The following is a 23,210-nucleotide window of genomic DNA, read 5'->3' as shown; positions in this document are numbered from 1 at the left end:
CTACTTGCGCGGTTTGGCCCGCGCCGTGGGCTCGGCGATCAGCGGATCATCCGGCCAGTAGTGTTTGGGATAGCGCCCCTTGAGGTCCTTCTTCACCTCGGCATAGGTGCTGCGCCAGAAATTGGCCAAATCCTGAGTCACCTGCACAGGCCGCCGCGCTGGCGACAGCAGGTGCAGCTTGACCACCTGCCGCCCACCGGCAATGCGTGGTGTCTCGGCCAGGCCGAACAGCTCCTGCAGGCGCACGGCCAATACCGGCGGTTGCTCGCTGTAGTCCAGACTGATGCGCGAGCCGGAAGGCACCGCCAGGCTGCGCGGGGCCAGTTCATCCAGGCGCTGTGGCAGCGGCCAGGGCAGCAGGCTGTGGAGGATGCTGGAGAGGTCCAGGCTGGCGAAGTGACTGAGCCGGGTAACGTTATCCAGATAGGGCTGCAGCCAGCTTTCCAGCGTCGCCAGCAAGGCCGCATCACTGACGTCCGGCCACTCGCTGGCTCCTGCAACGGCCAATTCCAACCCCCGCATCAGGCCGACACGCGCCTGCCACTGACGCAGCTCCGGGGTCCAGGGCAGCAGTGCCAGGCCTTTGCGCCGCACCAGGCCGAGCATGGCCCGGCTGCGCTGCTGAGCGTCCAGCCCGGTCAAGGCTTCGCGCGCCAGCACCAGCTCACCGACCTTGCGCTGACGCTCGGCACGCAAGGCGCCCTCACGCTCATCCCAGTCCAGCACCTCCAACGTGCTGACCTGCTCAGCCAACACCGTGTCGAACAGTTGCGGCTCCAGCTCGGCCGCCAGGTAGATGCGTTCCTCTCGCTGCCCCTGACGGCTGCCCAGGTCCGCCACCACCAGCCAGGCGTATTTCATCAGACCATCGGCTTCAGCAAACAACGCGGCACGGCCATTGGCCAGGCGGTATTCCGCGCCGCCTTCGCGGCGCTGCTGGGCAATCCGATCGGGGTAGGCAAACGCCAGCAAGGCGCCCAGCCAGCGCGGATGCTCAGGATCACTGACTGCCTGCGGGCTGGGCTTGCGTTTGAGGTAACCCTGAAACTGCCGGGCCAGTTGCCGGGCACGCTGTACACCGCCTTGGGCACCACGGGCGGCCCGCGACTCACCCGCAAGCAGAGCCAAGCGGCTGTGCAGATCAGCCCCTGCCCCCCGCAGAATGTCACGTTCACCGAGCAAGGCGGCCAAATCGCAAGCGAGTGCACCCAAGCCCAGTTCCTGGCCGCGCAGCAGCAGATGAGCAATACGCGGGTGCGTCGGCAATTCGGCCATGGCCTGGCCATGAGCGGTCAGTTTGCCCTGAGCATCCACCGCGCCCAGCCGCGCCAGCAACTCCAGCGCCTGGGCATAAGCGGCTGCCGGTGGCGGATCCAGCCAAACCAACTCGGCCGGTTGTACCCCCCAACGCACCAGTTGCAGCGCCAACCCGGCAAGGTCGGCCTGAAGTATTTCCGCCGTACCGTAAGCAGCCAATTGCTCATGCTGCGCCTGTGACCACAACCGATAGCAAACGCCCGGCTGCAAACGCCCGGCGCGCCCACCACGCTGGGTGGCCGAGGCGCGGGAAATACGCTGGGTGTCCAGACGGGTCATGCCGCTGTTCGGATCAAAGCGCGGTACGCGCGCCAGACCGGCATCGATCACCACCCGCACGCCGTCGATGGTCAGGCTGGTTTCGGCGATATTGGTGGCCAACACCACCTTGCGCTGCCCCGATGGAGCGGGCTCGATAGCCATGCGTTGAGCACTGAGGTCCAGATCGCCATGCAGCGGACACAACAGCACATCGCGACGCCCAGCCAGCGCCTCGGCCAGCTGTTCATTGACGCGACGAATCTCCGCCTGCCCCGGGAGAAACACCAGCAGACTGCCCGGCTCATCGGCCAGCGCGTGCTGAATGGCCTGCAGCACTTTCGGCTCGACCCACTCGCCCACCTGCCAGGGTGCGCCCCAGCGGATATCCACCGGGAACATGCGCCCTTCACTGCGCAGCACCGGGGCATTGTCGAGCAGGCCCGCCAGCCGCTCGCCTTCCAGGGTCGCCGACATCAGCAACACCTTCAGCGGCAGCTCGCCGGCGTCCGCACTGCGAAACATCGCCCGACCATTAAGGGTCAACGCCAGCGCAAGATCAGCGTCCAGACTGCGCTCGTGAAACTCATCAAAAATCACCAGGCCGACACCTTCCAGCGCCGGATCGTCCTGCAGACGCCGGGCCAGAATGCCTTCGGTGACCACCTCGATACGGGTACGCGGGCCGACCTTGCTGTCCAGACGGATGCGATAGCCGACCGTTTCCCCCACGGCCTCGCCCAGCTCACTGGCCAGCCGCTCGGCCGCCGCCCGCGCCGCCAAGCGCCGAGGCTCGAGCATGATGATGGTCTGCCCGGCCAGCCAGGATTGGCTCAGCAATGCCAGTGGCACACGGGTGGTCTTGCCGGCACCGGGCGGCGCTTCCAGCACCGCTTCGTCACGCAGGGCAAGCGCCTGACACAGCTCAGGCAGCAGCACATCGATTGGCAGGGAATTCATGCAGGCTCCATTCAAGGGCCACGATTATAACCGCGAACCGCTGGGCCATTGCCGCTGTCTGAGGCTCAGGCCACGACGCGTGATCGCGTCGGCAGCGCCTGACGCAGCGGCATTGCAATACAGGCATTGGTATAGTTGCGCCACTTTTTCCATGGAGATGTTCAATGCGCACCCAAACCCGCGTTATCGGTGGCCTTCTCGTCGCCACTCTGCTTACCCAACTGAGCGCCTGCGGCACCCTGTTCTTCCCAGACCGCCGTGGCCAGATCGAAGGCCGCATCGACCCTGTGGTCGCTGGGCTCAACGCCATCGGCATTCTGTTTTATGTCATCCCTGGGCTGATTGCCTTCGGCATCGACTTCGCCAGTGGCGCAATCTACCTGCCCGGCGGCCTGACCTCCCAGGTGGATCCACAAGACCTGCAGAACGTGGTGGATGCCGACGGCAAGATCGACGCGGGCAAGCTCAAGACGCTGATCGAGGTACAAACCGGCCACAGCCTGCCGCTGGATGACCCGCGCCTGATCCAGCACAGCGGCAGCGTTGAGCAACTGGCAGCCTACGGCCTGCGTCCGGCCGCCTGAATCCATGGCCAACCCTCACCACGCCAGGCTGATGCGCCTGGCCACTCAGGCAGCGCTGGCGGTAGCCTTGACTCTGGTGCTGGCCAAGGCACTTGCCTGGTGGTTGAGCGGCTCGGTCAGCTTGCTGGCCGGGCTTACCGACTCGCTGCTCGATAGCGCCGCCTCGCTGATCAACCTGATCGCGGTGCACTTCGCCCTGCGCCCGGCGGACGATGATCACCGCTATGGCCACGGCAAGGCCGAAGCCCTGGCAGGGTTGGGCCAGGCGCTGTTCATCGGTGTCAGCGCCGTGCTCATCGGCCTGCAGGGCATCGAGCGCCTGCAAACGCCGCAACCGCTGGAAGCCGAAGGCGTGGGTATCGCGGTCATGTTGCTGTCGCTGGCATTGACCATCGCCCTGCTGACCTTTCAACGCAAGGTGGTACGCGAAACCGGTTCTACCGCCATCCATGCCGACTCGTTGCACTACCGCTCCGACATCCTGCTCAACAGCAGCATCCTTCTCGCGCTGCTACTGACCCGCTTCGGCTGGCAGCAGATGGACGCGATCTTCGCCATCGGCATCGCTTTCTACATTTTCTGGAGCGCCATCAGCATCGTGCGCGGCTCGATCGCCGTACTGATGGACGAGGAACTGCCCAGCGAAACCTCGCAGCACATGTATGAACTGGCCAACGCCGTACCCGGTGTGCTCGGCTCCCACGACCTGCGCACACGCATCTCCGGCACACGCTGGTTCGTCCAGCTGCATTTGGAACTGCCCGGCGAAATGAGTTTATCGGAAGCGCACAACCACTGCGTGGCAGTGGAGAAAGCGATTCACGAGCACTACCCACGCGCCGAAGTGCTGGTGCATGCCGACCCTGGCAGTGTGGTCAGCCCTCCAGGTACTGCGCAGGCACCCGACTAGAGCAAATACTCTAAAACCCGTAGACTGCTTTCGCCCCACCCCACAACAAGAAAACCAAGGAGCGAACCCATGACCCTGACTGCAACCGCCACGGCCCTGCTTGGCCTGGTCGCCTGGGCCCTGCTGCTGATTGTTCTACTGGTCAACCAGCGCGGCTTGCTGGTGCTCAGCGGCAAGATGGCCGTCAATGCCTTCAACCCTGATGGCAGCAACACCCCCAGCAACTTTGGCCAACGCCTGGTTCGCACCCACGCCAACTGCCTGGAGAACCTGCCGCTACAGGCCGCACTGCTGCTTTATGCCATGGCCAGCGCGCAGACCGACATCACCGAGCCGCTGGCCCTACTGTTGCTCGGTGCGCGCCTGTTCCAGAGCCTGATGCATCTGATCAGCACCAGCCCGCTGTTTGTCTGGCTGCGCTTTGCCGCGTTCTTCGTACAACTGGCGATTCTCGCCTGGTGGCTGCTGCAGTTCGCCGGCCTGGCGGGCTGATTAATCCCAAGCAACAAAAAGGGAGGCCGAGGCCTCCCTTTTTTGCGTGTCCGTCATTGTGGCGATGGTAACGCCTTTTCTTCGCCTGCCTGGTTGGGCAGTTCGGACCCGGGTGCCGTGCCGATCCGGTGGGATCGGCGGCGACCGCTCACCTGATTGGGCGAAGCGGCTGGACGTGTCGTCCGGGCCTTGAAGTTGAGGTAAAGCTTACGCCTGATGGCGCAGTGAAAGATTGCGAACATTGCTGATATAGCCATCACTTGCGCAATTAATCACCACAAGCGCATGATTATCAGCAATCAAAAAACAAAAGCATGGCAAAGATGAACAGACTTGATCGCTACGACCTGAATATCCTCGCCGAATTGCAGCGCGATGCCACCTTGTCCAACCAGGACCTGGCCGAGCGCATCGGCCTGTCGCCCTCGCCTTGTTCGCGGCGGGTCAAGCAGTTGCAGGACGATGGCTACATCCTCGGCCAGGTCGCCTTGCTTGACCGCAAGCAGCTCGGTCTGACGCTGACCGCCTATGTGCTGATCGGCATGGACCGGCACACTCCTGAACGCTTCGAGCACTTCCAGGCCGAAATCCGCAAATGCCCAGAAGTGCTCGAATGCTGCCTGGTGACCGGGATGGACGCCGACTATCAACTCAAGGTGGTGGTGCCGGACATGGATCACTACCAGAAGCTGCTGCTGGGCACCCTGACCCGCATCGAAGGCGTATCCAGCGTGCGCTCCAGCTTCGTTCTGCAGCAGATTCTCTCCACTACACAGCTGCCCTTGCAGCACCTGCGCGGCTGATCGCCGCACCCTCGCCACACGCGGCTGGCAGGGCCGCCCTCGGCGCGTATAATCGCTGCCCTCTGGCGAGCATCACCGCGCCCGCCTTCGCATCGATTTTCGGCACCCAGCCGAGCACCTGCAGGTTCACGAGGCCCGAATGGAAACCGAACAATTTGAATCGCTGATGATGTACGCCCTGGTGGGCGGGCTGATTCTGTTCATGTTCTTCATCATCTGGGACCTGGCCAAGAAGTCCAAAGCCGGCCGCATGGGCACTGCCATTCTGTTCCTCACCCTGGGCCTGTGCCTGTTCGCTTTTCTGGCCAAGCCGATCATCACCTACATCATCGAAACCGCTCGCGACATCCACGGCTGACAAGCCCAGCGCGCCTAGTGGTTCCTGACCGCACTCGCCTGCGGTCTTCAGTCGTTGCCCAGGAGTTTTCATGTCCCCCGCTGATCTGGTGATGCAGAGCTATGGCCGCTGCTGCGCCAGCCCTGACTTCTTTGACAGTTTCTACCGCCACTTCCTCGCCAGCTCACCCGAGGTGCGCGAGAAGTTCGTTAATACCGAGATGAACGGGCAAAAGCTGCTGCTGCGCCAGGGCATTCTCAACCTGGTGATGCATGCCCGCGGTATGCCAGACACCAAGCTGCGCGCACTGGGCTGCAGCCACTCCCGTGCGGCCATGGATATTCGCCCAGAGCTGTATGTGCTGTGGCAGCAGGCGTTGCTGCGCACCATCGGCGAGCATGATCAGCAGTGCTGCAGCAAAACCCGTAACGCCTGGAATGAGGTACTGGAAAAAGGTATCGCGGTGATCAAAGCCGGCTACTGATCAGCTCAGCCGGGCCGGCACTTCGCGCCACTCTCCGGGCTGCAAGCCGTCCAGGCTGAACGGACCAATACGTACGCGCACCAGGCGCAGGGTCGGCAGGCCCACGGCCGCCGTCATGCGTCGCACCTGACGGTTGCGCCCCTCACGAATCACCAGTTCCAGCCAGGCCGTCGGGATGCTTTTACGAAAACGCACCGGCGGGTTGCGCTCCCACAGCTGCGGCTCATCCAGTAACCGTACTTCGGCCGGCAGGGTCGGGCCGTCATTCAACTGCACACCGTCGCGCAGCTGCTGCAACTGCGCCTCGCTCGGCTCGCCCTCCACCTGCACCCAATAGGTTTTCGCCAGTTTGTGCTTGGGGTCGGCGATACGCGCCTGCAGACCGCCATCATTGGTCAGCAGCAGCAGGCCCTCGCTGTCACGGTCCAGCCGGCCAGCCGGATAAACGCCAGGCACATCGACAAAATCCTTGAGGGTGGCGCGACCTTGCTCGTCGTTGAACTGGGTAAGTACGTCGAACGGCTTGTTCAGCACCAGCAAACGCGGCTCGGCAGGTGGTGCCTTGGCCACACGGCGCACGGCAGGTTTACCGCTGTGCGGACGGGAGGACGCAGGACGAGGTGGGCGCGACATAGGTGATCCAGCAACAGGTTACTAGGCGGCCAGTGTAACCGAGGCCACGGTTGAACTATCAGGCTGAGTGATCGGCGCAACCTGCAGCGGCGTAGCGGGCTATGCTGGCAGGGTTGTGTTTCCCGTCCCGAGGCCATTGTTATGAGTTCGTCCGAATCCATCGTCGACACCTTTACCGGCTGGGCTGCCAAAGCCCCCGGCGCGCCCCTCGAACCGCACAGTTATGACCCCGGCCCGCTGGGTGCCGAAGAGGTCGAGGTGGCCGTGGAATACTGCGGCATCTGCCACTCTGACCAGTCGATGATCGACAACGAATGGGGCAATGCGCGCTACCCCTTTATTCCCGGTCATGAAGTGGTCGGCACCGTGGTACGCCTCGGCCCGCAGGCCCGTGGCCTGAAGCTCGGGCAACGGGTGGGCATCGGCTGGTACAAGGGCAGCTGCATGCATTGCAGCTCGTGCATGGAAGGTTCGCACCAACTATGCGGCACGGTAAAACCGACCATTGTCGGCAGCAACGGCGGTTTCGCCGACCGCCTGCGCAGTCACTGGGCCTGGGCGGTAGCGCTGCCTGACGGCCTTGATCCAGCACTGGTAGGCCCGCTGTTCTGCGCCGGCTCCACGGTGTTCAGCCCGCTGCTGGATTTCAACGTGAAACCCACTGACAAGGTCGGCGTAGTCGGTATCGGCGGCCTCGGCCATCTGGCGCTGGGCTTTCTGAATGCCTGGGGCTGCGAAGTCACCGCCTTCACCTCATCACTGAACAAACAGGATGAAGCCAAACGCCTGGGCGCGCACAAGGTAGTCGCTTCCACCGACAGTGCGGCACTCAAGGCGATTGCCGGCAGCCTGGACTTCCTGCTGGTCACCGCCAGCGCCGACCTGGACTGGAACGCCATGCTCGGCACCCTCAGCGGCAAAGGCCGCCTGCACTTTGTTGGCATCGTGCCCAGCGCCATCCCGGTGCATGTGTTCAATCTGATTCCAAAACAGAAGAGCCTGTCTGGCTCACCGGTCGGCTCCCCCAGCAACATGGCGACCATGCTGGAGTTCTGCGCGCGCCATCAAATCCTGCCGCAGGTCGAGCACTTCCCCATGAGCAAAGTCAACGAGGCCATCGACCACCTGCGTGCCGGTAAAGCGCGCTACCGCGTGGTGCTGGATGCCAGCAAGTGACAACAGGGGCAAATCAGTCGCATGATTTGCCCTTTTTCACCGCCCCATGAGCCACACATGCCACACTTGGTCGAAACACCCCATTCCAGCGACTTCCCGCGCATGCTTGAAGTGTGGGAGGCGGCAGTACGCGCCACCCACGACTTTCTCGAAGAGCACGATATTCAACTGCTCAAACCTTTGCTGATCGAGCAGTACTTCCCCCAGGTTCAGCTCAGCTGCATCCGTGGCGCGGATGGCAATGTCAGCGGTTTTCTCGGCTATGCAGAAGGCAAGATCGAGATGCTGTTCGTTGACCCGCAGAAGCACGGCACGGGCATAGGCCGTACCCTGCTCAACGACGCAGTGGTGCGCCTTGGCGCAAACCAGGTCGACGTCAACGAACAGAACCCCAAGGCGTTGGACTTCTACCTGAGCCAGGGCTTCGCAGTAGCAGGCCGCTCACCACTGGATGATGGCGGACGGCCTTTTCCGATTCTGCACCTGCGCCTCGAACAGTCGGCCCACTGACCAATTACAGGCGCGGCATGTTCTTGGTTACGCAGTGAATGCCGCCACCGCCACCGGCGATCGGGTCGATATTCACCTGCACCACCACACGCCCCGGATAAAGCTGGGTCAGCAGGTCTTTACAGTACTTGTCGGCCGCCGAGTCACCGAACTGCGGCGCAATCACCGCGCCATTGATTGGTAGGTAATTGATATAACCCGGCGCGAAATCCGGATTGTTACGGGTGTAGACGTTGCTGCGCACTTTCAAGGGTGGCGGCAGGGTGTGCACGACCAGGCGACGCCCGTCGGCGTCGGTGGCGTTCTTGAGAATGTCCAGGTGGGTGCGCGTCACGGCGTAATCGTAGGACTTGGGGTCGTTGTCCAGATTGGCGATCACCACACCAGGTTTGACGAAGCGTGCGTAGAAATCAACATGGGCATCGGTGATGTCCTTGCCCTTGATCCCCGGCAGCCAGATGATTTTGCGCAGCCCCAGATTGGCCTTCAGCTCGGACTCGATCTGTGCGCGACTCATGCCCGGGTTGCGGTTGCTGTTGACCCAGCAACTCTCGGTGATGATCGCCGTGCCGTGGCCATCCACCTCGATACCGCCGCCCTCACCCACCAGTTGGCTGGCGATGTAGCTGGCATCCAGCTCGTAGCTCAGGTTATCGGCCACCTGGGTGTCGTTGCTGGCGCGCTGCTTGCCGCCCCAGCCGTTGAAATGAAAGTCGACCAGGCCACGACCGCCCTGCCCATCGACCACAAAGCAACCGCCATAGTCACGCACCCAGATGTCGTCCAGCGGCATGGTCAGGAACTTGGTATTAGTCGTGCCGCACTTCTGCCGAGCCAGGGTCAGTTGATTGGCGCGGCACAGCACAGTTACCGGCTGGTACTTGGCGATGGTCTTGGCCAGCAGAGCGATGCAATCGTTGACCGGCGTTGCCCAGTCCTCCCACACCGCACTGGAGGCCGCGAAGGCGAGAAACACCCGCTCCTGCGGCGCATGCTCGTCGGGCATATACCAACTGTTGCCCAGCGCCGCTCGTACACGCGGCGCATTCAGGCCAACGCCCATGGAAGCGACCACGCCCAGGCCGGCGACGGCAGTCAGCTGTTTAATGAAATCACGACGTGTCGACATGGTTCTGCATCCTCTGTAAGTGGGGCGGCTGTGAAGGGTGAGGGGCTGGCAGCGGCTCAGTGACTACGGGCCGTTTTGAATTGGCTCCAGGCACGCATGCGCGCACGCATGTCACGCTGGGGAATGTCCTTGCCGGGGATCAGCCGCGCATAAACGGCCTGATCGACATAGATCTCCGGGTTATTGCGCATGTCGGCATCGACCAATGGCCGGGCTGCGGCACTCGAAGTCGGGTAGCCGGTGAAGTTGCTGATCGCCGCCATATGCGCAGGACGCATGACGAAATTGATAAAGGCGTAGGCGTACTGCGGGTGCCGGGCATCCACTGGAATAGCCATGGTGTCCATCCAGACCGTGGTGCCTTCGCGTGGAATGTGGAAACGGAAATCCACCTGTTTGCCGGCTCCGGCCGTAGCGCGCTGGGCCTGGGTGACATCGCCGCTGTAACCGAGCGACAGGCACAGATCGCCATTGACCAGTTCGGTAACCGGCTGCGACTGGAACTTGCGGATATAGGGCTTGATCGCCGCCAACAATTCTCCGGCAGCCTTAAGATCGTCGGGTTTGGCACTGCGTGGTGATCGCCCCAGGTAGTTGAGCACCACGGCCAGCACTTCGTCCGGCGAGTCGATCATCGAGATGCCGCAGTCGGCGAACTTGGCCGCGTTTTCCGGTTTGAACAGCAGATCGAGGCTGTTTACCGGCGCGTCATGCATACGCTGCTCGATCATCGCGGCGTTATAGGTAATGCCAATGCTGCCCCAGGTGTAAGGCACTGTGGCGTGACGCGAATAGGGGTACTGGGTCTGCAAATTGCGCAGGCCCGGCTCGATCTCATCCAGATGTTCGAGCTTGGACTTGTCCAACTTCTGCAACGCGCCGGCACGCATCAGCCGTTCGGCCACGGTGTCGCCGGGGAAGATCAGGTCATAACCGCTGTTGCCGGCCATCATCTTGGCTTCCAGCGTTTCGCTGCCTTCCATGACGTCGTAGATCACCCGGATGCCAGTCTCCTTAGTGAAGCTAGCCAGGGTGTCCTCGGCAAAATAGTCGGCCCAGTTGTACAGGCGCAGGGTCTTTTCCTCGGTCTTACCCCAGGCCTGGGCACAACCCAGGACGAGACTCAGCGAGCCAATCAGCAATGCGTTCGCAGGTTTCATGCTCAGACTCCTTGGTGATTCCAGCACACATGGGTTTGCCGTCCGTCCAGGCCCAGCAGCGGGCCGTACATTTCCGGGCGGCGGTCGCGGTAGATGCCCCAGGTCAGGCGCTCCTCACGCATGGCGGCAAGATCCAGTTCACGTACCAGTACGCCCGTGCTGTCGCGGTCAGCCTCGGCGAGCAACTTGCCCTTGTGGTCGGTGATAAAGGACGAGCCGTAGAAACTCATCTGCAGGGCTGGATCGCTGCTCGCCACTTCACGGCCGACGCGGTTGGCGGCGATCACCGGCAGGATGTTGGCGGCGGCATGGCCGCGCTGGGTCAGTTGCCAGTGGTCACGGGAATCCAGCGTTTGCGCCCCCGGTTCGGAGCCGATGGCGGTGGGGAACAGCAGCACTTCGGCACCTTGCAGGGCCAGGCAACGCGCTGTTTCGGGGAACCATTGGTCCCAGCAGATGGCCACGCCGATGCGGCCGAAGGCGGTGTCCCAGACCTTGAAGCCGGTATCACCGGGGCTGAAATATTCCTTCTCCTGGTAGCCGATGGCGTTGGGGATATGGGTCTTGCGGTACACCCCAAGCAGGCGGCCATCGGCGTCGGCCACGCTCAGCGAATTGAAACAGGCATTGCCGGCCTTCTCGAACCAGGACAACGGCAGCACCACGCCAAGTTCCTTGGCCAGGGCGGAGAAGCGCTTGAGCACGCGACTCTGGCTGTATTCCTCGGCCAGCGCCAGGTGCTTGTGGTCCTGCTCAATGCAGAAGTACGGGGTGGCGAACAGCTCCTGCAACAGGATCAGGTGCGCGCCCTTGGCGGCGGCCTCGCGCACCAGACGCTCGGCCTGGTCAAGGTTCTGCTCAAGGTTCCAGCTGCAGGCGAACTGGGTAGTGGCGACGGTCAGTTTGCTCATCACCTCACCCCTTCAACGGCCAAGCCGGCTGCTGTTGAGTGATGCAATGCACGCCACCGCCGCCATGGGCCAGCTGATTGATTTGCACCGCCACCACTTCGCGGCCCGGGAAGGCCATACGCAGGGTCGCCGCCGCTTCCTCGTCCGCCGCAATGCCGTAGGCCGGCATGATGATCGCGCCGTTGCAGATGTAGAAGTTGGTGTAGGAGGCGCAGAACACCTCGGCTTCGGTGTCCACCGCGTCGGTGGCCTCGTACAGTTCGAGCAGCTCGAACGTGCGGCCACGGGCATCGGTGGCCAGCTCCAGGGCGCGACGGTTTTCGCGCACCACTTCGGCGTACACCGAGCCCTGATCGCGGGTGGCGTCCACCAGCAGCGCGCCGGGTTTGGCGAAGGCACACACGCCGTCGATATGGCCGTCGGTCATATCGCCCGTCACGTACTGCGGGTCACCCGGTAGCCAGATGGTCTTCTTCACGCCCAGCAGGCGGGCGAAGATTTCCTCCATCTCGGCCTTGTTCATGCCCGGATTGCGATTGGGGTTGAGCAGCACCGATTCGGTGGTGATCAGCGTGCCGTCGCCATCCACATGGATCGCCCCGCCTTCGTTGGAGAGCGGCGTGCCGAAGCAATCCATGCCCAGGCCGTTGAGAATACGCCGCGCCAGGCTCTCATCCAGATCATGCTCGGATTTGCCGCCCCAGGCATTGAAGCGCCAGCTCACCCCGGCCACCCCACGCTGCGGATGGCAGACAAAGCTCGGCCCGGAATCGCGACACCAGCTGTCGTTGACGGCCAACTCGATCAGCTCGATGTTGGGCCCGCACAACTCACGGGCACGCAGCGCTGCCGATGGATCAACCACCATCTTTACCGGTTCGAAGCGAGCAATGGCGTTGGCCACCCGGGCGAAGTCCACCTGCACCTCGGTCAGGGTCACGCCCCAGCCGGACTCCCACAGCCCTTGGTTATGCGGCCAGACCATCCAGGTGGCGGCGTGCGGAACCCATTCAGCGGGCATGAACCAAGCGTTTTCTGCGACTGCGTTATGCTGCATACAAGTGCCTTCAGTTAAGTCTTTGTTATCACTGAAAACCGCGAATGCGGTGATGACTTGCATGCTAGGCCTGTAAAAATGCCGTAACAAACGATAGATTTTGCACAATTCTGATTAGCAGGACTTATCAATCATGTTGAAACACTGGCCCCCGCTAAACGCCCTGCGCGGCTTCGAGGCCGCCGCCCGCCTGGGCAGCTTCCACAAGGCCGCCGAGGAACTGCACCTCACCCAGTCGGCGATCAGCCAGCAGATCCGTAGCCTGGAAAGCTTTCTCGAACAGCCGCTGTTCTACCGCAGTGGACGCAGCGTCAGCCTCACCGATGCCGGGTATGACCTGCTCAGCACCACCCAGTCGCTGTTGCAGCAACTGGCCGTGGGCATCCGTCGCCTGGAGCAGTACCGCAAGCCCAACCAACTGGTGGTCAACACCACGCCGGCCTTCGCCCGCCACTGGCTGGTGCCGCGCCTGGGTGAATTTCATCGCCTGCACCCGGAAATCGACCTATGGCTGTTCACCAGCGATGAGGTGCCGGACATGGCCACTCAGACCATCGACATTGCCGTGCGTGACGACCTCACCGCCCAGGCCGAGTGCAGCTTTCGCGTGTTGCTGGAAGACCGCCTCTATTCGGCGGCACACCCCAGCCTGCTGGCGCAACAACCAGACGAGCGCTGCACCCTGCATGGCGAACGAGAGATGGATTGGAGTCATTGGGCAGTGCAAGGCGGGCAGGATGTAGGCCAGCAGAGCAACGGACTTAACTTCTCCGACCCTGGCCTGCTGCTGGATGCCGCCAGCCAAGGCCTGGGCATCGCCCTGGTCAGCCAGTTGCTGGCTGACCAGGCTCGGCGTAACGGCCTACTGCAACCGCTGGCGGAACAGACAGTGCGCGGCCCCAACTGGGCCTGGTTGGTGCACCGCGACAGTGAGGGCGATCCACTGACCCGCAGCTTTTGCGCTTGGCTGGAAAACGCCCTGAACGGCAGCCCAGCAAGCAAATCGTAGGTTGGGTTGAGCCTGCGAAGCCCAACAGGAAACGCTCACTAGCTGTTGGACTTCGACGCTACGCGCCTCAACCCAACCTACCGGAACGGCGGCTCATCAAAGCTGCGCAGCTTGCGCGAGTGCAGCGAGTTGAGCTGACTGCGCATAAGCTCCAGGGCAGTGATGCCGATATGCAGGTGCTGGGTCACGGCGCGTTCGTAGAAAGCACCGGCCGCGCCAGGCAGTTTGATCTCGCTGTGCAGCGGTTTGTCCGACACGCACAGCAGCGTGCCGTAGGGCACCCGCAGGCGATAGCCCTGGGCGGCGATAGTGCCGCTTTCCATATCCACCGCCACCGCGCGTGACAGGTTGATCAGCGGCCGCTCCTGAGCCCAGCGCAGTTCCCAGTTGCGGTCGTCGTAGGTCAGCACGGTGCCGGTGCGCAGGCGCTTTTTCAGCTCGTCGCCCTCTTCACCAGTCACCAGCTTGGCCGCTTGCTGCAATGCCTGCTGCACCTCGGCCAGCGCCGGCAGCGGGATATGCGGCGGCAGTACGCGGTCGAGAATGCCGTCGCGGCGCATATAGGCGTGGGCCAGCACGTAGTCGCCGATGGTCTGCGATTGGCGCAGGCCGCCGCAGTGGCCGATCATCAGCCAGCAGTGCGGGCGCAGCACGGCCAGGTGGTCGGTGATGTTCTTGGCGTTGGACGGGCCGACGCCGATATTGACCAGGGTAATGCCGTGACCATCCTCGGCCTGCAGGTGGTAGGCCGGCATCTGGTAGCGGTGCCAGACCACGTTCTCGATGATCGCCTGCATCTCGCCTTCGGCCATGCCACGCTCGACCACCACATTGCCCGGCAGCACCATGCGGGTGAAGCGTGAGTCGCCCACCAGCATGTCCAGGCCATGGCGGATGAACTGGTCGACGTAACGGTGGTAGTTGGTCAGCAGGATCCACGGCTGCACATGGCGCCAGTCGCTGCCGGTGTAATGCTGGATGCGCTTGAGCGAGAAGTCGGTGCGCGCCGCATCGAACAGTGCCAGCGGCAGCGGGTCGATGTTCTCCCAGTCGTACAGGCCATCGGCGGTGCCGTCGGTGGCGGCGGACAGGTCGGTGCTGGGGAATACCCGCGCCAGCTCGGCGGCGGTCACACCGCTGCCGGCCAGTTCATCGCCACCCTCGACCACGTACGGGTAAGGAATGTTCTGCTGGCTGCGGCCGACTTCCACACGCAAGGTGAAGTCGTTCATCAACGGGCGCAGCTGCTCCAGCAGGTATTTGCGGAAGGCCGCCGGCTGGGTCACGGTGATAGCGTAGGTGCCTGGCACCTGTACCTTGGCGTAGGCACGCACGGTGGTCGGCACCTCGCCCTGACACAGGTAGGTCAGGCGCAATTCGGGGTAGCGGAACAGGCAGTGCTGGGCGGCATCGGGTTTGACGCGCTCTTTGAGGTAGCGCTTGAGCGCCTGACTGAGAGCGCTGGTAGCCTGCTGGTGCAACGCGGCAAGGCGATCCACCGCCTCTTCGGCGGTGGTGGCGACAACGAAGTCATCGGAACAAAGGCTCACAAGGCATCTTCCTGGCTGATCGGACAGGCTCTATCTTGCCCTGATCCACCGCGCTTGGGATAGCGCGGCGTTGACCACCCAGTCACCCAATACCCGCTAATCTTGTTGCACCCATTGCCCCGAGGACACCGCATGCTGCGCGCCCTGCTCATCCTGTTCCTGAGTTTACTGCCGAGCCTGCTACTGGCCGACAGCCTGGACGGTCACTACCTGGCCACCCTGGACGGTCAACCCGCCGAGCTGCACCTGCGCAGCCAGGGGCCACAGGTCAGTGGTGAATACGTCGAAGGGGGCCGGTTGCGCCTACAGATAAGCGGCAGCTTCGACGGACAGCTGCTCACAGCGAAGATCAGCGAAACACAATCCGGACAGGCAATCGCCAACATGACGGCCACCTATGCCAACGGCGTGCTCGACAGCCACATTGCAGCGCGCAACCCGCGCACGGGCGAAACCCTGGAGCGCAGTGCCGTGTTCCATCGCCAGACGTTCAGCGACGCCGCCATCGCCAGCAAGGCCAATCGCCAATTCCGCGACCCAGCACTGGTCGGCACCTGGATGCATGAAAAAATCACCAACAGCGGCGGCGCCAACTTCGCCTCAATGACCACCCAGATGATTCTGCAATTGACCGTTGATGGCGGCGTGAGCCAATGGAGCCGTACCGTCGCTGGCGGCGCCGACTGGAACTACGACGCCCCCGGCGAGCTGCAATACACCGGCCGCTGGATAACCACCCACACCGGCTTGCTGGAAGTGCAGCTGCAAGGCCAGAACGACTACCAGCCGGCCGCCCACTACCACTTCAGCGACCAGTACCTGGTGACCGAAAGCAACACCGGCAAGATGATCTGGCAGCGCCGTTGAAGCGCGCAGGCCGGATCGCACCCGGCAAAGCCTGTTAACAGCACCTCCGCCAGGCAGGCCTCAGCCTGTAGCCTGTAACGAACTGCGCAAGCAGGTGAATACCGCACTGCCGGTGCCACACAGCTGCCCCTGGGCATCATGCAGCGTGGCCTGCACCGCGACCTGTCGCCCTTCGCGCTGCTGCACGCAGGCCTCGGTATGCAACGGCAAGGCCGCAAGACCAATCGGGCGCAGGTAATTCACCTGCAGACTGGCGGTCACGTAGACCTCCTCGGCACTGGCCTGCGAATACACCGCTAACCCCAGCGCCGCATCGAACAGCGTGGCGGTGTAACCGCCATGCACACCGCCAAGCGGATTGAAGTGCACAGCCGGCGGCTGACTGCTGAAGCTCGCCACCCCGGCTGCAGCCCGCAGCTGGGAGATACCGTAATCCGCCGCAATATCGCCGGTCAGCCAGGCCTTTAAGCGCTCAAAGAGACTGCTGTGCATGTTCAGACCTCAGATCAGGTGCGGCGTACTGCGCGCCACCAGCGCCTCGACATTCACCCCACGCGGCAAGGTGCCGTAGACCCGCCCGCCCTGACCGCCGAGACGGCTGGCGATAAAGGCATCGCTTACCACCGAATTGCCGGCCTCCAGCAGCAGCTTGGCTTGCAATGCCAGGGCTACGTCTTCGGTGAGCTGACGGGCGCGGTACTGGATATCGGCGGTGTCGCGGAAATCCGCCTGCAGTTGCGCAATATGGGCTTTCAGCCGCGCATCGCCGTGACCGTCGCCCAGCTCGGCAAACAGTGCATCAAGCACGCCTGGCTCCTTGGACAGCGCACGCAGCACGTCCAGGCACTGCACGTTGCCCGAGCCTTCCCAGGTCGAGTTGACCGGTGCTTCGCGGTACAGCCTTGGCAGGATGGTATCCTCGACATACCCGGCGCCGCCCATACATTCGGCGGCCTCGTTGATCATGGCCGGCGCGCGTTTGCAGATCCAATACTTGCCCACGGCGGTGACCAGACGGGCGAACTTGTCTTCCTGCTCATCGTGCGGATTATCCAGCGCCTTGCCCATGCGCATGGTCAGCGCCAGCGCTGCTTCGCTTTCCAGGGCCAGATCAGCCAGCACGTTCTGCATCAGTGGCTGCTCGCTGAGTACCCGACCACCGACCTGACGGTGCGCGCAATGGTGCGCAGCCTGAGTCAGGGCCTGACGCATCAGCGCGCTGGAGCCGATCATGCAGTCGAAACGGGTCAGCGCGACCATTTCGATAATGGTCGGCACGCCACGGCCTTCTTCACCGACCATCCAGGCCAGGGCACCACGGAACTCCACTTCACTGGAGGCGTTCGACCAGTTACCCAGCTTGTTTTTCAGGCGCTGGATATAGAACTCGTTGCGCGTGCCGTCCGGCCGGTGGCGCGGTAGCAGAAAGCAGGTCAGGCCCTTGGCGGTATACGCCAGGGTCAGAAAGGCGTCGCACATCGGCGCCGAGCAGAACCACTTGTGCCCCACCAGCTCATAAGCCTGACCGGGACCACCGAGGCCCACCGGGTAGGCGCGCGTGGTGTTGGCGCGCACATCGGTGCCGCCCTGCTTTTCGGTCATGGCCATGCCGATGGTCGCACCGGCTTTCTGCTCGATTGGCAGGTTGCGCGGGTCGTACTGGGTAGACAGAATTTTCGGCAACCACTTCTCGGCCACATCGGCCTGTAGCTTGAGTGCGGGCACGCTGGCAAAGGTCATGGTCAGCGGGCAACCGCTGCCGGCCTCGGCCTGGCTGTGCAGGTAACTCATGGCGGCGCGCGCCACTTGGGCGCCGGCGCGCGGGTCGGTCCAGGGCATGGACGGCAAGCCATGCTCGATGGCTGCACTCATCAACTGGTGATAGGCCGGGTGAAACTCCACCAGATCGGCGCGGTGACCGTAGCGGTCGTGGCTCTTGAACACCGGTTTATTTTCGTTGGCGAGAAAGCCTGCGGCCATCAGTTCACCACCGGCCAGGCCGCCATACACATCCAGGCGCTGCTCGGCCCAACCACCGCCAAAGCGCTTGGTCCACTCCTGCAGCGGCAGGTCAACGCGGTACAGGTTGGCGCCATCCAGCGGCGGCACCTGATTGAACACTTCATGGGTTTCGGCGTGTTGGCTGGCATTCATGGCTGAGGCTCCTCTTCGGGCAATGGGGCGCCAACGGCGCGCAGGCAGAACGTAATCAGAGCCTGGCTGACTTCGGCCAGACTGGGGGCGGGGTATCCGGCTTCACGGGCGGCACGCGCAGGCGGCGACAACGGCCCGACCAGGGCTTCGGCAATGGCGCCGACCAGGCAAGCTGCGACCAGGTTGATCTGCTGCACATGGAACACGCCTTGGGCGACACCCTCCTGCAGCAATTCGACAAACAGATCGGCATAGGCTTCGCGGTAGAACAGGCGCTGCTCGTCGACTTCCGGGTCAACCGGCTCAGCAATCAGGGCGAAAGCCAAGCGGCGACTGTCCCAAGCCCGCGCGGCAAAGCGCTGCAACCCCTCGGCCAGACGCTGCACCGGGCTACCCGGCCCGCGCACGGTGACGGCCAGGGCATCCACCTCACGCTGGCTGGCCACGGCAAACACTTCCGCCGCCAGCTCGCCCTTGCTGCGCACATGGCGGTACAGGCTACCGGTGGCAATGCCGACATCTTCGGCCAGCGCCTGCATGGTCAGCGCAGCAAAGCCGCCTTCAGCCACCCGTGCCAGGGCGGCGCTGATAATGCGCTCCCGCAATGCTTGATCACGATCGATACGCAGGGCGGTGGTGCGATAAGCCATGGTCTGAATCCTGATTCACGATGCATCAAGTGAATCAGGATTCAGAGTTTGGCTAAAGGGCGATTCCGGGCACAGTAGGCGGCATAAGCGCCAACCATTGACGCATATAACACGGAGGACTCAGCTGAATGTGCCAGGCTCCGTGGTGCGCACGGCGCACCCTACAAGCCAGACGCCGCTATGCCGGACGGCAGAGCACCCAGTCATGCAGCAGATTGCGCAGCTGCTCGAACTTCACGGGTTTGGCCAGGTAATCACTCATGCCGGCAGCCAGGCAGCGCTCACGGTCACCGCTGTGGCTGTGGGCGGTGATCGCCAGCACCGGCAAGGCCTCACAACCGGGCAGATTGCGCAACGCCCGGCAGGTGGCAAAACCATCCATCACCGGCATCTGGCAGTCCAGCAACACCGCATCGACCGCCTCATTGCGCAGCACATCCAGGGCCTCGCTGCCGTTATCGGCGGTACGCACCTGGTAGCCCAATTTGAGCAACATGCCGCGGGTCACCAGCTGATTGATCGCGTTGTCCTCGACAATCAATACCGTGCACTGCCCCGGTTGGCGCAACGCCGGCCCGGTGACCTTGGGCGGCAGTTGAGCCGGTGCTGCCAGCTGCACCGGCAAGGCCAGCGGCAGCTCCAGACGAAAGCAGCTGCCCTGCCCCGGCTGCGATTGATGGCTGAGGTTGCCACCTAGCAGGTCAACCAGCTGCCGGCAGATGGCCAGGCCAATACCCAACCCGCCGTACTCGCGGGTCATCGAGCCGTCCAGTTGCTGAAAGCGCTGATACAGCTTGCCATCGGCCGGCACCACAAAACCCGCGCCACTATCGATCACCTCGATACACAGCGGCAGGGTGTCGCTGGCCGTACCGCCACGGCTGACGCGCACTCGCACCTCACCATGCAGGGTGAACTTGATGGCGTTATCCAGCAGACAGCCCAGGCTCTGCTGCAGTTTGCTGGCATCACCTTCGAGCGTGTCGGGCAGGCTGTCATCCAGCTCCAGCACAAAACCCAGGCCTTTTTCTGCAGCACGCGGCGCGTACTGCGCGCGCAGACCGTCGAACAGACCACGCAGACTGAAAGGCTCGCGCCGTGGATACAGACGCCCAGCCTGCAGCTCGGTGAGGGCAAGGATGTCATTGACCATGCGCATCATGTCGCGGGCTGAACTGGCGGCGGTTTTCTGATAATTCGCCAGCTCGCCTTCGATATTGAGCATCTGCATCAGCTCCAGCGAGCCGATCACGCCGTTCATCGGCGTGCGCAGTTCGTGGGTAACGGTGGCGAGGAATTCATCCTTGAGCCGGTTGCTGGTCGCCAGTTCCTGGTTGAAGGCTTCGAGCTTGAGTCCGGCCTCTTGGAGGATGCGTGTGCGCTCTTCCTTCATGGCGTTGATGCGGTCGGCCAACGCAAGCGAGAGCAGGCCCACCTCAAGCGCCGAGCCGATCTGGCTGGCATACATGGTGAGGAAGATATTCGGCAGATAGCCCAGCACCATCAGGGTATTGATCGCCCCACCGGCCAGAAAGGCGCTCCAGGCAATGATGAAATAGCGTGCCACACGCATGCCGCGCAGCCAGGCGAGAATCCCGGCGCTGAAAATCACCACGGTGAACAGCAGAGCCAGATAGGTGGCCAGGCGCAGCGACAGCGCGTAACTGGCCGTAAGGGCCAGGGTCATCACCAGCACGCCACAGGCCATCAGCAGCAGCAAGGCGCGATCAACCCAGGGGCTGTGTTCAGCGGTGTGCAGGAAACTGCGGGCGAACTGACAGCCGAACAACGCCGCCGCGCCAATCAGAAATGGCGTGGCCGCATTCGCCCACCAGGGGCTGCTGGGCCAGAAATACTCGATGGCCGCGCCGTTGACCGACAGCTGATAGAAACCGAACGAAGCGATATAGAGGATGTAATACAGGTAACTGGTGTCGCGGACGCTGAGGAAGATAAACAGGTTGTAGATCAGCATCACCAGCAGCACGCCGTAGATGATGCCCAGTACATAGATGCGCGCCGGTTGCTCTTCCAGGTAGGCATTGGGGGCCCAGAGGGTCAGCGGGGCCTGGATAGAGCCCTGACTTTCCAGGCGCAGGTAGACGCGCTGCGGCTGCCCCGGCGGCAGTTGCAGTTCGAATAGATAGTTGTGCTGTTTGATCTCGCGACTGGAAAACGGCAAGGCATCGCCGGTGTGCTGACGCAAGTGATAACGGCCTGCGGCATCCGGCAAGTAGAGTTGCACATGGTCGAGCGGCGGGTAGGCCAGCTCCAGCAGCCAGGGCTGCGTCGTGCTCGTCTGCTGCGGACGGTATTCCAGATCCAGACGCAACCAGAACACCGAGCGCGAATAACCAGCGTTCAGCACGCCCTTGTCGTGCTGACGAAAGCTGCCTTGCAGCGCTGGCGAGGTGATGTCCTCGATGCTGGCATCACCGCGCACATCCTCGAATACCGCCATGGCCTTGCCGAGCGGCAGGCTGCGGGTGGTTTCATCAAAAACCAATGCGCCGGCCAACCCTGGCACCAGCATTAAAAAGCAGAGAAGGATGTAGTGCATGCAGCTCAGCCAGAGTAGGCCAGCAGCGCCATTGCGCGCCGCTGGAGCGGTGTATTCATGGGGTTGGCACTCTAGCATAGGCACCCGTGGCGCAAAGCCGTGAAAAAGCTGAAATAGCGCGGGAGATTCACGAAGTGGCGAACACCTCCCGGTGGCATGCAGGTCGTCCGCTTGCAACGCTTTGCTGGTCTTACGGGGTCTGCAACACCTGGTTTGGTGATAAGCTCGCGCACCATGAAAATGCCTACCTCTCGCCCCGTAGTGCTGTGCCTGTCCGGTCACGACCCCAGTGGTGGTGCCGGCCTGCAAGCCGATATCGAAGCCCTGCTCGCCCAAGGCTGTCACGCTGCCCCCACCGTGACTGCACTGACCGTGCAGGACACCGTCAATGTGTCCGACTTCCGTGTGCTCGACCGCGACTGGGTTTTGGCCCAGGCCAATGCGGTGATCAACGACCTGCCGGTCGAGGCCGTAAAACTCGGCATGCTCGGCTCGGTCGAGATGGTCGAAACCGTACTGGAAATCATGCAGCGCCTGCCGGGCATCCCGCTGGTCTGCGACCCGGTGCTGCGTGCTGGCGGCGGCGGCGCACTGGGTAAGGACGAAGTCGGCTACGCCATGCGCGAACGACTGTTTGCCGTCTCGACAATCGCCACACCGAACTTGCCGGAAGCCCAAATACTCGCCGAACTGCCGGACGGCACAGCAGATGAGTGCGCGGAAAAACTGCTGCCCTATATCCAGCACCTGTTGATCACCGGCGGTCATGGCGATGAGCACGAAGTGCACAACCGCCTGTACAGCCGCGACGGCAGCCGCCACACCTTTACCTGCCAGCGCCTGCCCGGCAGCTACCATGGCTCGGGCTGCACCCTGGCCAGCACCCTGGCCGGCCGCCTGGCCCTGGGCCAGGAACTGGTCAGCGCCGTGCAGTTTGCCCTCGATTACACCTGGCGCACCCTGCGTGACGCCGAACAACCGGGCCACGGCCAGTACATCCCGCGCCGCCTGCCGCTGGATGCTTATTAATAGAAAGCAGTTGATGGAGTACCCGATGAAACTGCGTGGCCTGTATGCCATCACCGACAGCGAATTGCTCAAGGGCAAGCTGCTGCCTTACGTCGAGGCGGCACTCAAGGGTGGCGCGACGCTGCTGCAGTATCGCGACAAATCCAGCGATGACGCCCGCCGCCTGCGCGAAGCCGAAGCGCTGCGCGAGCTGTGCAACCGCTATGGCGCGGCACTGATCATCAATGACGACGCCGAACTGGCCGCGCGCCTCGGCGTGGGCCTACACCTCGGCCAGGGCGACGGCTCGCTGTCTGCCGCCCGCGCCTTGCTCGGCCGCCAGGCGATTATCGGCGGCACCTGCCATGCCCAACTGGAACTGGCCGAAGCCGCTGCCAAGGAAGGCGTCAATTACGTTGCCTTTGGCCGTTTCTTCAACTCCACCACAAAACCTGGCGCGCCCTCGGCTGACATCGCCTTGCTGACGGCGGCGAAAGCCAAGGTCAACCTGCCGATTGTCGCCATCGGCGGCGTGACCCTGGATAACGCCCCCGAGCTGATTGCCCACGGCGCCAGCATGGTTGCCGTGGTACACGGCCTGTTCGGCGCCGACTCGGCCGCCGAAGTCGAGCGCCGCGCCCGCGCCTTTAGCGCCCTGTTTATTTCTAACTAATCGTCATCAGGGGCGGCA

Annotated in this window: 23 protein-coding genes; 12 read left to right on the top strand and 11 right to left on the bottom strand. The window is 63.0% G+C overall.

Going from position 1 to position 23,210, the window contains the following annotated elements; genetic code table 11:
- Positions 1-2,535 (bottom strand): ATP-dependent helicase HrpB, encoded by a 2,535-nt coding sequence (hrpB, locus tag IOD17_RS03635; protein WP_233683735.1) that lies wholly within the window; start codon positions 2,533-2,535, stop codon positions 1-3.
- A 164-nt stretch (positions 2,536-2,699) separates the two neighbouring features.
- Here hrpB and IOD17_RS03630 point away from each other — a divergent pair, with 164 nt between their 5' ends.
- From IOD17_RS03630 to IOD17_RS03605, 6 genes are all read left to right on the top strand, one after another.
- Positions 2,700-3,119: a polyribonucleotide nucleotidyltransferase gene (locus tag IOD17_RS03630; protein ID WP_233683734.1), complete on the top strand. Its 420-nt coding sequence runs from the start codon at positions 2,700-2,702 to the stop codon at positions 3,117-3,119.
- Between the two features lie 4 nt (positions 3,120-3,123).
- Positions 3,124-4,029 (top strand): cation diffusion facilitator family transporter, encoded by a 906-nt coding sequence (locus tag IOD17_RS03625; RefSeq protein WP_233683733.1) that lies wholly within the window; start codon positions 3,124-3,126, stop codon positions 4,027-4,029.
- 69 nt (positions 4,030-4,098) lie between these two features.
- Entirely contained in the window at positions 4,099-4,521 is a 423-nt protein-coding gene (locus IOD17_RS03620; RefSeq protein ID WP_233683732.1) for an MAPEG family protein, read from the top strand.
- 323 nt (positions 4,522-4,844) lie between these two features.
- On the top strand, positions 4,845-5,324 hold the full coding sequence (locus tag IOD17_RS03615) for an Lrp/AsnC family transcriptional regulator (RefSeq protein WP_233683731.1): 480 nt from the start codon (positions 4,845-4,847) through the stop codon (positions 5,322-5,324).
- Between the two features lie 139 nt (positions 5,325-5,463).
- Entirely contained in the window at positions 5,464-5,682 is a 219-nt protein-coding gene (locus IOD17_RS03610) for a DUF2788 domain-containing protein (protein ID WP_233683730.1), read from the top strand.
- Positions 5,683-5,752: 70 nt separating this feature from the next.
- A complete protein-coding gene (locus IOD17_RS03605) occupies positions 5,753-6,145 on the top strand; it encodes a globin (RefSeq protein WP_233683729.1) in 393 nt (130 codons plus the stop codon).
- On the opposite strand, the gene IOD17_RS03600 is transcribed toward IOD17_RS03605, so the two are convergent.
- Positions 6,146-6,715 carry a pseudouridine synthase gene (locus IOD17_RS03600; protein ID WP_233684504.1) on the bottom strand — a complete coding sequence of 190 codons (570 nt, stop codon included), beginning with the start codon at positions 6,713-6,715 and terminating at the stop codon, positions 6,146-6,148. It lies immediately after the preceding gene.
- 204 nt (positions 6,716-6,919) lie between these two features.
- Here IOD17_RS03600 and ahr point away from each other — a divergent pair, with 204 nt between their 5' ends.
- Positions 6,920-7,954 (top strand): NADPH-dependent aldehyde reductase Ahr, encoded by a 1,035-nt coding sequence (gene ahr / locus IOD17_RS03595; RefSeq protein WP_233683728.1) that lies wholly within the window; start codon positions 6,920-6,922, stop codon positions 7,952-7,954.
- Between the two features lie 57 nt (positions 7,955-8,011).
- Positions 8,012-8,464, top strand: a complete 453-nt coding sequence (locus IOD17_RS03590) for a GNAT family N-acetyltransferase (RefSeq protein WP_233683727.1) — start codon at positions 8,012-8,014, stop codon at positions 8,462-8,464.
- A 4-nt stretch (positions 8,465-8,468) separates the two neighbouring features.
- On the opposite strand, the gene IOD17_RS03585 is transcribed toward IOD17_RS03590, so the two are convergent.
- From IOD17_RS03585 to IOD17_RS03570, 4 genes are read right to left on the bottom strand one after another with little or no spacing between them, the layout of a single operon-like run.
- On the bottom strand, positions 8,469-9,593 hold the full coding sequence (locus IOD17_RS03585) for an agmatine deiminase family protein (protein ID WP_233683726.1): 1,125 nt from the start codon (positions 9,591-9,593) through the stop codon (positions 8,469-8,471).
- Between the two features lie 56 nt (positions 9,594-9,649).
- Complete coding sequence (locus IOD17_RS03580) at positions 9,650-10,753, bottom strand: extracellular solute-binding protein (protein ID WP_233683725.1); 1,104 nt, start codon at positions 10,751-10,753, stop codon at positions 9,650-9,652.
- A gap of 2 nt (positions 10,754-10,755) precedes the next feature.
- Entirely contained in the window at positions 10,756-11,664 is a 909-nt protein-coding gene (gene aguB, locus IOD17_RS03575; protein ID WP_233683724.1) for an N-carbamoylputrescine amidase, read from the bottom strand.
- A gap of 4 nt (positions 11,665-11,668) precedes the next feature.
- Entirely contained in the window at positions 11,669-12,721 is a 1,053-nt protein-coding gene (locus IOD17_RS03570; protein ID WP_233683723.1) for an agmatine deiminase family protein, read from the bottom strand.
- A gap of 133 nt (positions 12,722-12,854) precedes the next feature.
- Here IOD17_RS03570 and IOD17_RS03565 point away from each other — a divergent pair, with 133 nt between their 5' ends.
- On the top strand, positions 12,855-13,730 hold the full coding sequence (locus tag IOD17_RS03565) for a LysR substrate-binding domain-containing protein (RefSeq protein ID WP_233683722.1): 876 nt from the start codon (positions 12,855-12,857) through the stop codon (positions 13,728-13,730).
- 77 nt (positions 13,731-13,807) lie between these two features.
- On the opposite strand, the gene amn is transcribed toward IOD17_RS03565, so the two are convergent.
- Complete coding sequence (gene amn / locus IOD17_RS03560; protein WP_233683721.1) at positions 13,808-15,280, bottom strand: AMP nucleosidase; 1,473 nt, start codon at positions 15,278-15,280, stop codon at positions 13,808-13,810.
- A 132-nt stretch (positions 15,281-15,412) separates the two neighbouring features.
- Between amn and IOD17_RS03555 the strand changes: the two genes are divergently transcribed.
- A complete protein-coding gene (locus IOD17_RS03555; RefSeq protein WP_233683720.1) occupies positions 15,413-16,147 on the top strand; it encodes a hypothetical protein in 735 nt (244 codons plus the stop codon).
- A 60-nt stretch (positions 16,148-16,207) separates the two neighbouring features.
- On the opposite strand, the gene IOD17_RS03550 is transcribed toward IOD17_RS03555, so the two are convergent.
- The 4 genes from IOD17_RS03550 to IOD17_RS03535 all read right to left on the bottom strand — a co-directional run bounded on the left by IOD17_RS03550 (position 16,208) and on the right by IOD17_RS03535 (position 21,511).
- A complete protein-coding gene (locus IOD17_RS03550; protein ID WP_233683719.1) occupies positions 16,208-16,639 on the bottom strand; it encodes a PaaI family thioesterase in 432 nt (143 codons plus the stop codon).
- A gap of 9 nt (positions 16,640-16,648) precedes the next feature.
- Positions 16,649-18,301 carry an acyl-CoA dehydrogenase family protein gene (locus IOD17_RS03545; protein ID WP_233683718.1) on the bottom strand — a complete coding sequence of 551 codons (1,653 nt, stop codon included), beginning with the start codon at positions 18,299-18,301 and terminating at the stop codon, positions 16,649-16,651.
- Complete coding sequence (locus tag IOD17_RS03540; RefSeq protein ID WP_233683717.1) at positions 18,298-18,951, bottom strand: TetR/AcrR family transcriptional regulator; 654 nt, start codon at positions 18,949-18,951, stop codon at positions 18,298-18,300. Before IOD17_RS03540 ends, IOD17_RS03545 begins: the two co-directional genes overlap by 4 nt.
- Positions 18,952-19,129: 178 nt before the next feature.
- The gene (locus tag IOD17_RS03535) at positions 19,130-21,511 is read right to left on the bottom strand and encodes a hybrid sensor histidine kinase/response regulator (protein WP_233683716.1); all 2,382 of its coding nucleotides are present in this window, start codon (positions 21,509-21,511) and stop codon (positions 19,130-19,132) included.
- 234 nt (positions 21,512-21,745) lie between these two features.
- Here IOD17_RS03535 and IOD17_RS03530 point away from each other — a divergent pair, with 234 nt between their 5' ends.
- Together IOD17_RS03530 and thiE are read left to right on the top strand one after the other, a co-directional pair.
- Entirely contained in the window at positions 21,746-22,540 is a 795-nt protein-coding gene (locus tag IOD17_RS03530; RefSeq protein WP_233683715.1) for a hydroxymethylpyrimidine/phosphomethylpyrimidine kinase, read from the top strand.
- Positions 22,541-22,565: 25 nt separating this feature from the next.
- A complete protein-coding gene (gene thiE / locus IOD17_RS03525) occupies positions 22,566-23,192 on the top strand; it encodes a thiamine phosphate synthase (protein ID WP_233683714.1) in 627 nt (208 codons plus the stop codon).
- The last annotated feature ends 18 nt before the right edge of the window (positions 23,193-23,210 follow it).

It is taken from the genome of Pseudomonas anguilliseptica (genome assembly GCF_021375795.1).
GTDB lineage: Bacteria > Pseudomonadota > Gammaproteobacteria > Pseudomonadales > Pseudomonadaceae > Aquipseudomonas > Aquipseudomonas anguilliseptica_A.
This window is presented reverse-complemented; position numbering and strand designations above follow the sequence as displayed.

Excerpts from the sequence above, each read along its gene's own strand:
- IOD17_RS03585 (WP_233683726.1), bottom strand. The coding sequence starts at position 9,593 with ATGTCGACACGTCGTGATTTCATTAAACAGCTGACTGCCGTCGCCGGC.
- IOD17_RS03570 (WP_233683723.1), bottom strand. The coding sequence starts at position 12,721 with ATGCAGCATAACGCAGTCGCAGAAAACGCTTGGTTCATGCCCGCTGAA.
- IOD17_RS03540 (WP_233683717.1), bottom strand. The coding sequence starts at position 18,951 with ATGGCTTATCGCACCACCGCCCTGCGTATCGATCGTGATCAAGCATTG.
- IOD17_RS03630 (WP_233683734.1), top strand. The coding sequence starts at position 2,700 with ATGCGCACCCAAACCCGCGTTATCGGTGGCCTTCTCGTCGCCACTCTG.
- hrpB (WP_233683735.1), bottom strand. The coding sequence starts at position 2,535 with ATGAATTCCCTGCCAATCGATGTGCTGCTGCCTGAGCTGTGTCAGGCG.
- ahr (WP_233683728.1), top strand. The coding sequence starts at position 6,920 with ATGAGTTCGTCCGAATCCATCGTCGACACCTTTACCGGCTGGGCTGCC.
- IOD17_RS03615 (WP_233683731.1), top strand. The coding sequence starts at position 4,845 with ATGAACAGACTTGATCGCTACGACCTGAATATCCTCGCCGAATTGCAG.
- IOD17_RS03550 (WP_233683719.1), bottom strand. The coding sequence starts at position 16,639 with ATGCACAGCAGTCTCTTTGAGCGCTTAAAGGCCTGGCTGACCGGCGAT.
- IOD17_RS03605 (WP_233683729.1), top strand. The coding sequence starts at position 5,753 with ATGTCCCCCGCTGATCTGGTGATGCAGAGCTATGGCCGCTGCTGCGCC.
- IOD17_RS03565 (WP_233683722.1), top strand. The coding sequence starts at position 12,855 with ATGTTGAAACACTGGCCCCCGCTAAACGCCCTGCGCGGCTTCGAGGCC.
- thiE (WP_233683714.1), top strand. The coding sequence starts at position 22,566 with ATGAAACTGCGTGGCCTGTATGCCATCACCGACAGCGAATTGCTCAAG.
- IOD17_RS03545 (WP_233683718.1), bottom strand. The coding sequence starts at position 18,301 with ATGAATGCCAGCCAACACGCCGAAACCCATGAAGTGTTCAATCAGGTG.
- aguB (WP_233683724.1), bottom strand. The coding sequence starts at position 11,664 with ATGAGCAAACTGACCGTCGCCACTACCCAGTTCGCCTGCAGCTGGAAC.
- IOD17_RS03555 (WP_233683720.1), top strand. The coding sequence starts at position 15,413 with ATGCTGCGCGCCCTGCTCATCCTGTTCCTGAGTTTACTGCCGAGCCTG.
- IOD17_RS03580 (WP_233683725.1), bottom strand. The coding sequence starts at position 10,753 with ATGAAACCTGCGAACGCATTGCTGATTGGCTCGCTGAGTCTCGTCCTG.
- IOD17_RS03530 (WP_233683715.1), top strand. The coding sequence starts at position 21,746 with ATGAAAATGCCTACCTCTCGCCCCGTAGTGCTGTGCCTGTCCGGTCAC.
- IOD17_RS03625 (WP_233683733.1), top strand. The coding sequence starts at position 3,124 with ATGGCCAACCCTCACCACGCCAGGCTGATGCGCCTGGCCACTCAGGCA.
- IOD17_RS03620 (WP_233683732.1), top strand. The coding sequence starts at position 4,099 with ATGACCCTGACTGCAACCGCCACGGCCCTGCTTGGCCTGGTCGCCTGG.
- IOD17_RS03590 (WP_233683727.1), top strand. The coding sequence starts at position 8,012 with ATGCCACACTTGGTCGAAACACCCCATTCCAGCGACTTCCCGCGCATG.
- IOD17_RS03610 (WP_233683730.1), top strand. The coding sequence starts at position 5,464 with ATGGAAACCGAACAATTTGAATCGCTGATGATGTACGCCCTGGTGGGC.
- IOD17_RS03535 (WP_233683716.1), bottom strand. The coding sequence starts at position 21,511 with ATGCACTACATCCTTCTCTGCTTTTTAATGCTGGTGCCAGGGTTGGCC.